The sequence below is a fragment of the Micromonospora sp. 4G55 genome (genome assembly GCF_016803375.1).
The window spans coordinates 1-6,850 of record NZ_JAEVHN010000318.1 but is presented as its reverse complement, the minus strand read 5'-3'; the positions used below and the strand labels follow the sequence as shown (position 1 = coordinate 6,850).

The 6,850-nt window shown below is 72.5% G+C and carries 7 protein-coding genes and 3 pseudogenes; 8 read left to right on the top strand and 2 right to left on the bottom strand.

The window, feature by feature from the left end; genetic code table 11:
• A pseudogene (locus JNW89_RS22710) lies at window positions 1–474 on the top strand (serine/threonine protein kinase); the annotation flags it as partial.
• Between the two features lie 90 nt (window positions 475–564).
• Window positions 565–795, top strand: a complete 231-nt coding sequence (locus JNW89_RS22705) for a hypothetical protein (RefSeq protein WP_154939582.1) — start codon at window positions 565–567, stop codon at window positions 793–795.
• 75 nt (window positions 796–870) lie between these two features.
• Here JNW89_RS22705 and JNW89_RS22700 read toward each other — a convergent pair whose 3' ends face one another.
• The gene (locus JNW89_RS22700; protein WP_238450429.1) at window positions 871–1,623 is read right to left on the bottom strand and encodes a GH25 family lysozyme; all 753 of its coding nucleotides are present in this window, start codon (window positions 1,621–1,623) and stop codon (window positions 871–873) included.
• A gap of 156 nt (window positions 1,624–1,779) precedes the next feature.
• On the opposite strand from JNW89_RS22700, the pseudogene JNW89_RS22695 reads away from it, so the two are divergent.
• From JNW89_RS22695 to JNW89_RS22675, 5 genes and pseudogenes are all read left to right on the top strand, one after another.
• A pseudogene (locus JNW89_RS22695) lies at window positions 1,780–2,522 on the top strand (M50 family metallopeptidase).
• A 25-nt stretch (window positions 2,523–2,547) separates the two neighbouring features.
• Entirely contained in the window at window positions 2,548–3,108 is a 561-nt protein-coding gene (locus JNW89_RS22690) for a ketopantoate reductase family protein (RefSeq protein WP_238450428.1), read from the top strand.
• Between the two features lie 4 nt (window positions 3,109–3,112).
• Window positions 3,113–3,529, top strand: coding sequence for a ketopantoate reductase C-terminal domain-containing protein (locus JNW89_RS22685; protein ID WP_238450427.1), 417 nt, complete (start codon window positions 3,113–3,115; stop codon window positions 3,527–3,529).
• 62 nt (window positions 3,530–3,591) lie between these two features.
• A complete protein-coding gene (locus JNW89_RS22680) occupies window positions 3,592–4,083 on the top strand; it encodes a SigE family RNA polymerase sigma factor (protein ID WP_154939573.1) in 492 nt (163 codons plus the stop codon).
• Window positions 4,083–4,988 (top strand): hypothetical protein, encoded by a 906-nt coding sequence (locus JNW89_RS22675; protein WP_238450426.1) that lies wholly within the window; start codon window positions 4,083–4,085, stop codon window positions 4,986–4,988. Before JNW89_RS22680 ends, JNW89_RS22675 begins: the two co-directional genes overlap by 1 nt.
• Window positions 4,989–5,040: 52 nt before the next feature.
• Here the strand turns inward: JNW89_RS22675 and JNW89_RS22670 are convergent, their stop codons facing one another.
• On the bottom strand, window positions 5,041–6,624 hold the full coding sequence (locus tag JNW89_RS22670; RefSeq protein ID WP_238450425.1) for an acyl-CoA carboxylase subunit beta: 1,584 nt from the start codon (window positions 6,622–6,624) through the stop codon (window positions 5,041–5,043).
• 85 nt (window positions 6,625–6,709) lie between these two features.
• On the opposite strand from JNW89_RS22670, the pseudogene JNW89_RS22665 reads away from it, so the two are divergent.
• A pseudogene (locus tag JNW89_RS22665) lies at window positions 6,710–6,850 on the top strand (biotin--[acetyl-CoA-carboxylase] ligase); the annotation flags it as partial.

The window sequence follows — 6,850 nt, the reverse complement described above, 5'->3', positions numbered from 1 at the left end:
CCCTCGGCCACCCCGTCGACGGACCCGAACGCGCTGCCGGCGGGCTGGAGCCTGCACAAGGGGCCGACCTTCTCGATTCCCCTCCCGCCGGGCTGGAGCGCCCGCCGCACGAGCTCGGACACGGTCGTGTTCTTCCAGCGTGGCGGGGTGGGCGAAATGCTCGTGCAGTGGACGAGCAACCCGAAGCCCGACGCGTACGCGGACTGGAAGGCGATCGAGCCGGACCGCCGCAAGTTCGTCAGCAACTACCAGCTGCTCGGCATCGAGCGCTGCGACTGGCACCGGACCTGCGCGGACTGGGAGTGGCTGGAGAGCCGGGACAACACCCGGATTCACGTGCGGAACCGGGGCTTCGTCACGGCCAGCAACCGGGGCTACGCCATCCGGTGGGAGGTCGCCGACAAGGACTGGCAGGCCAACCTCGCCACCTTCGACCAGATCGTCAAGGGGTTCAAGCCCGACCGGCAGAACTGACGCCACGGGAATCGCGTCTCTGCGAATCCGATTCGCATGACCTTCCGTCGAGCGGGGTATCTCTCCCGCGACGACGGAAGGAGGCACGACATGGGTTACCGACGCAAGGACGCCCGCCCGCGGCTGGCACTGTGGATGCTCGTCGCCCTGGGCGACATCGTCCTGCTCCTGGTCAGTGCCGGTATGCCGGCGCTGGTCGCGCTGCTCGCCGTCGTGACGGTCACCGCCGCCGGAGTCGCCGCGTGGCGCCTGTCCCGGCGGTCCGCACTGGCCGGCGAGGAGGCCGTGCCCGTGTCGATGGCCACGCGACGGAGGGCCTGAACGCGAACAGACGACGGCGGCAGCCGGACCGGTTGATCACCGGTCCCGCTGCCGCCGACTCGTGTGGGCTGCGGATCAGGTGTTGTTGGCCAGCGCGATCAGCCGGGTCCGGTCGCCGTTCCAGTAGTTGCGATCGACGTTGCCGCTGATCCCGGAGACGGAGCCGGTGCTGGTGTACTGCCAGAAGCTCCAGAACGGGGCGCCGGCCGGCAGGGTGCCGACGGTGCTCGACCAGCGGGCGATCCAGAGCGGGTGGTTCGCCCACGGCGCGGTCCAGCTGCCGGTGCACTGGTTCCACCAGCTCGTCGTGGTGTAGATGACCGCGTACCGGCCGGTGCGGGACCGGTATGTGTTGAGGAAGTCCTGGACCCAGTTCCGCATGCCGGTCGTGGTCAGGCCGTAGCAGTAGCCGCCGCTGTACGGGTTGGCCTCGAGGTCCAGTGCCGCCGGGAGGGTGCGGCTGTCCGCCGACCAGGCGCCGCCGTTGGAGGCCAGGTAGGCGGCCTGGGTCGAGCCGGCGGAGATGTTCGGCCGGGCGAAGTGGTACGCCCCACGGATCACGCCGGCGTAGTAGGAGTTGGTGTAGTTGGCGTTGAAGTTCGGGTCCTTGTAGCTCGTACCCTCGGTGGCCTTGATGAAGGCGAACTGGATGCCGGCGTTGCGGACGCTGGTCCAGTTGATGGTGCCCTGGTAGCGAGAGACGTCGATGCCGGGGGTGGTGGCCGCGGCCGCCGGTCCGGCGGTGGCGACGAGGGCCGCCGCCGCGGTGGCGACGACGGTGAGGCCGGCGGCGAGGAGCCGGCGCAGCGAAAACGTGGGACGGGTCATGGATGCCTCCAGGGACGCCGATTGATTGACGCCAATCCTTGGAGGTAGTTGCCCTAGATCGCAAGAGGGGCTAAGGAAATTTTCATCGACGTCCGTATGTGGCTCGCCTTCTGATCGGTATCGGTCAGCCGCGGCGTGCCGGTAGGCTCCCCGCCCATGGTGCCGATCGACGGGCTGGGCGACCTCTGGGACAGACTCCTCGGCGCGCAGCCCGACCCACCCCCGCTGCTCGTCCTGGTCACCGCCGTCGTCGCGCTGGTAGTGGTCGCCACCCGGCTGCCGTGGCGGGTCGCCCGCAACGCGGTGACCATCGCGCACGAGGGCGGCCACGCCCTCGCCGCCCTGCTCACCGGGCGCGGCTGCACGGCATCCGGCTGCACTCGGACACCTCCGGCCTGACCCTCTCCGCCGGCCGCCCCACCGGTCCCGGCATGATCCTCACCCTGCTGGCCGGGTACGTCGCCCCGTCGCTGGTCGGCCTCGCCGGGGCCTGGCTGCTCGGCGGCAACCGGATCACCCTGCTGCTCTGGGTGGCGGTGGCGCTGCTGCTGGCCATGCTGGTGATGATCCGCAACGTCTTCGGCGTGCTGTCGCTGCTGGTCACCGGCGGGGTGGTGCTCGCGGTCTCCTGGTACGCCTCGCCGCAGGTGCAGGCCGCCTTCGCCTGGACCGGCGTCTGGTTCCTGCTCCTCGGCGGGGTACGGCCGGTGGTGGAGTTGCAACGGTTGCGCAGCCGGGGACGGATGCCGCAGTCCGACGCCGACCAGCTGGCCCGGCTGACCCCGTTCCCCGCGCTGTTCTGGGTGACCGTGTTCGCCCTGGTGAACCTGCTCGCCCTGGCCGTCGGCGCGGCGCTGCTCGCCGGCCCGATCCTCACCGACGCCGGCCTGACGATCTGACCGGTCGGGGGAGCAGAATGGCCGCATGCGGTACGTGATCATCGGGGCGGGCGCGGTCGGCGGCACCATCGGCGTACGGCTGGGGGAGGCCGGCCACGACGTGACGCTGGTGGCCCGCGGCGCGCACCTGGACGCGATCCGCCGGGACGGGCTGACCCTGCGCACCCCGGAGGGCACGGCGACCTGGCGCGGGCCGCCACCGACGCTCCCGGGGAGCGGCCGCTGCCCGCCGACACCGTCCTGGTGCTCACCGTCAAGTCGCAGGACACCCCGGCCGCGCTGGCCGTCTGGGCGGACGCGCCGGTCGCCGGTGGCGGTACGGCGGGGGAGCGGCTGCCGCTGTTCACCGCCCAGAACGGGGTGGCCAACGAGCCGGCGGCGCTGCGGCTCTTCGCCCGGGTGCACGCGGTCTGCGTCTGGCTGCCCGCCACCCACCTGGAGCCGGGCGTGGTCGTCGCCAACGGGTACCCGCACCCGGGCATGCTGCACCTCGGGCGCTACCCGGCCGGCTCGGACCCGCTGGACCACGCGGTGGCCGCCGACCTCACCGGCGCCGGCTTCGTCGCCCCGGTGCGCGACGACGTGATGCGGTGGAAGTACGGCAAGCTGCTGGCCAACCTCGGCAACGGGCTGCAGGCGTTGCTCGGCGGGACGTCCCCGCCGACCTGCGCGACCGGGTCCGCGCGGAGGGGCAGGCGGTGCTCGCCGCGGCCGGGATCGCGCACACCAGCACCGAGGAGGAGGCCGCCGAGCGGGGCGACCGGGTCGGGCACCGGCCGGTCGACGGGCAGGAGCGCACCGGCAGCTCCACCTGGCAGAGCCTGGCCCGGGGCGTCGGCTCCACCGAGGTCGACCACCTCAACGGCGAGATCGTCCTGCTCGGTCGGCTGCACGGGGTGCCGACGCCGGCCAACGCCGCCGTCGCGTACGCGGTGCGCCGGGCGGCCCGGGAGCGGATCCCGGCCGGCGGCTTCCCGCCCGCGGAGCTGGCGAAGATGATCGCCTGATCCCGGCAACCGGCGTGGTGCCGCCGCGCGTGTCTCCTCCGAACGCCACGGGAGGTGAGCACGTGCCCGACGTCGACGGGTTCGACGAGTTCTACCGGGGCAGCCGGCAACGGCTGCTCGGCTTCGTCTACGTGCTGACCGGCAACGTGACCGAGGCGCAGGATGCCGTCCAGGAGGCGTACATCCGGGCCTGGCAGCGCTGGTCGACGGTGAGCGGGTACGACGACCCGGAGGCGTGGGTGCGGGTGGTGGCGTCCCGCATCGCGGTCAGCCGCTGGCGCAGCCTGCGCAGTCGCGCCCGGGCGTATCTGCGGCACGGCGTCGAGGAGAGCGTGCCCGGCCCCGGCGTCGACACGGTCGAGGTGGTCGCCGCGCTGCGCCGGCTTCCCGAGGAGCAGCGCACCGCGCTCGCCCTGTACTACCTGCTCGGCATGCCCGTGGCCGAGGTGGCCCGGCAGACCGAGGCCCCCGTCGGCACGGTGAAGGCCCGGCTCTCCCGGGGGCGCGCCGCGCTGGCCGGGCTGCTCGCCGTCTCTGACCTGGAGGAGGCCTGATGCGTGAGGACCTGCACTTCGTCGACCGGCTGCACCGGGACCTCGGTGGGGTCCGCTGGGCCGAGCCGGCGGAGATCCGCGCCCGGGCCCGGCGACGCAGCCGGCGGACGGCGACGCTGGCGGCGACCGCCGTACTCGCGGTGCTCTCCGGTTCCGGGTACCTTGCGGCGGCCCGGTCAGGGACGCCGGTGCCTCCCGCGCCGCCGGTGGCGGCCGTCCCCTCGTCGACGGCGGCCGCCGGGCCGGCCGAGATCCCGTGGGAGGCGATGCTCTCGGCGCGGGACGTGCGGCTGAAGACCGACGTGCAGATCAGTGAGGCCGGCCTGGGCGAGGCGGTGCGGGTCGATCCGCTGCTGGAGGCGTGCGGCCGCGAGCGGGGTGTGCCGTCGGCAGCGGCAGCGACGTCGCGCTATTCCCGGTCGCAGACCCTGCTCCGGCCGGCGGTCGACGGGGCCGCGGCACCGGTGCTCACCCAGGACGTCTACCGCATCGACCCGGCGCAGGGCCGGCTGCTCTTCGGCACCGTCGCCGTGCTGCTCGACGCCTGCGCGAAGTGGAAGCTCACGGGGTCGGGGCAGCTGGGGGGTGGGACGGTGGCGACCGTGACCCAGCACCGCTGGGAGCGGTCGGTCAGCGGTTTCGCCGGCGACGAGTCCGTGCTGCTGCGCCACGTGTCGCTGGCGCCGGTCAGCGTCGCCGACGGCCGTACCCTGGGCAAGCTCCCGCCGGTCGAGGCCACCATGGTGGTCCGGGTCGGTGACCTGGTCACCGTGATCACCACCGGGCCGAACACCCTCCAGGCCGACGACACCCGGCCGGGCCCCGGCCTGAGCCAGGCCGACCTGGAGGGGCTCGGTCGCACCGCCGCCGGTCGGCTCTGCGTCGCCGCCGACCCGCGCTGCTGAACCGGAAGATCCCCGCGGCCACCAGGGACGCGGGGATCTTCGGTAACGCCCGCTACAGCGGGATGTTGCCGTGCTTCTTCGGCGGCAGGGTCTCCCGCTTGGTGCGCAGCACCCGCAGCGCGCGGACGATCTGGGCGCGGGTCTCGTGCGGCGGGATCACGCTGTCGACGTAGCCGCGTTCGGCGGCGATGTACGGGTTGGCCAGGGTGTCCTCGTACTCGGCGATCTTCTCGGCCCGGACCGCGGCCGGGTCCTCAGCGCCGGCCAGCTCCGAGCGGTAGAGGATGTTCACCGCGCCCTGCGCGCCCATCACCGCGATCTGCGCGGTCGGCCAGGCGAAGTTCAGGTCCGCGCCGAGGTGCTTGGAGCCCATCACGTCGTACGCGCCGCCGTAGGCCTTGCGGGTGATCACGGTGACCTTCGGGACGGTCGCCTCGGCGTACGCGTAGATCAGCTTCGCGCCGCGTCGGATGATGCCGTCCCACTCCTGGCCGGTGCCGGGGAGGAAACCGGGAACGTCCACGAAGGTCAGCACCGGGATGTTGAACGCGTCGCAGGTACGCACGAACCGGGCGGCCTTCTCGCTGGCGGCGATGTCCAGGGTGCCGGCGAAGTGCATCGGCTGGTTGGCCACCACGCCGACCGGGCGCCCCTCGACCCGGCCGTAGCCGATGACGAGGTTCTGCGCGTAGAGCGGCTGCACCTCCAGGAACTCGCCGTCGTCGAGCACGTGCTCGATGACCCGGTGCATGTCGTACGGCTGGTTGGCCGAGTCCGGGATCAGCGTGTCCAGCTCCCGGTCCTCCTCGGAGATGTCGAGGTCGGCCGGGGCCTCGTACACGACGGGCTCGTCGAGGTTGTTCGACGGCAGGTACGACAGCAGCGCCTTGACGTACTCGATCGCGTCCTCCTCGTCGGTGGCGAGGTAGTGCGCGTTGCCGCTGCGCGAGTTGTGGGTGCGGGCGCCGCCCAGCTCCTCCATCGCCACGTCCTCGCCGGTGACCGTCTTGATGACGTCCGGGCCGGTGATGAACATGTGCGAGGTCTGGTCGACCATCACGGTGAAGTCGGTGACCGCCGGGGAGTAGACCGCGCCGCCCGCGCACGGGCCCATGATCAGCGAGATCTGCGGGATGACGCCGCTGGCCCGGACGTTGCGGAAGAAGATCTCGCCGTAGAGCCCGAGGGAGGCGACCCCCTCCTGGATCCGGGCGCCGCCGGAGTCGTTGATGCCGACCACCGGGCAGCCGATCTTCATGGCCAGGTCCATCACCTTGACGATCTTCTCGCCGAAGACCTCGCCGAGGGAGCCGCCGAAGACGGTGAAGTCCTGGGCGAAGACGCAGACCTGCCGGCCGTCGACGGTGCCGTAGCCGGTGACCACGCCGTCGCCGTACGGGCGGTTCTTCTCCAGCCCGAAGGCCGTCGACCGGTGCCGGGCCAGCTCGTCCAGCTCGACGAAGGAGCCCTCGTCGAGCAGCAGCTCGATCCGCTCCCGGGCGGTCTTCTTACCCCGCGCGTGCTGCTTCTCGACCGCGCGCGCCGACCCGGCGTGCACCGCCTCGTCGACCCGTCGCTCCAGGTCCGCCAGCTTGCCCGCGGTGCTGTGGATGTTGATCCCGGTCTCGGTAGTCACCCAGGGAATATAACGATGGTTCAGGACGACGCCGCTGTGCAGTACGCCTCAATACCCTCCGTCGCCGGGCCCGTAGGCTGACGGGATGCCGGGCTCGCCGTACACGGATCTGGACCGCCCGCCGCTGTCGGCGGCGCGGCTGGCCCGCGCGCTGACCGCGCCGCACGGGCCCTGGCGCCGGCTCGACCTGCGGCCCGAGACCGGCTCCACCAACGCCGACGCGGTG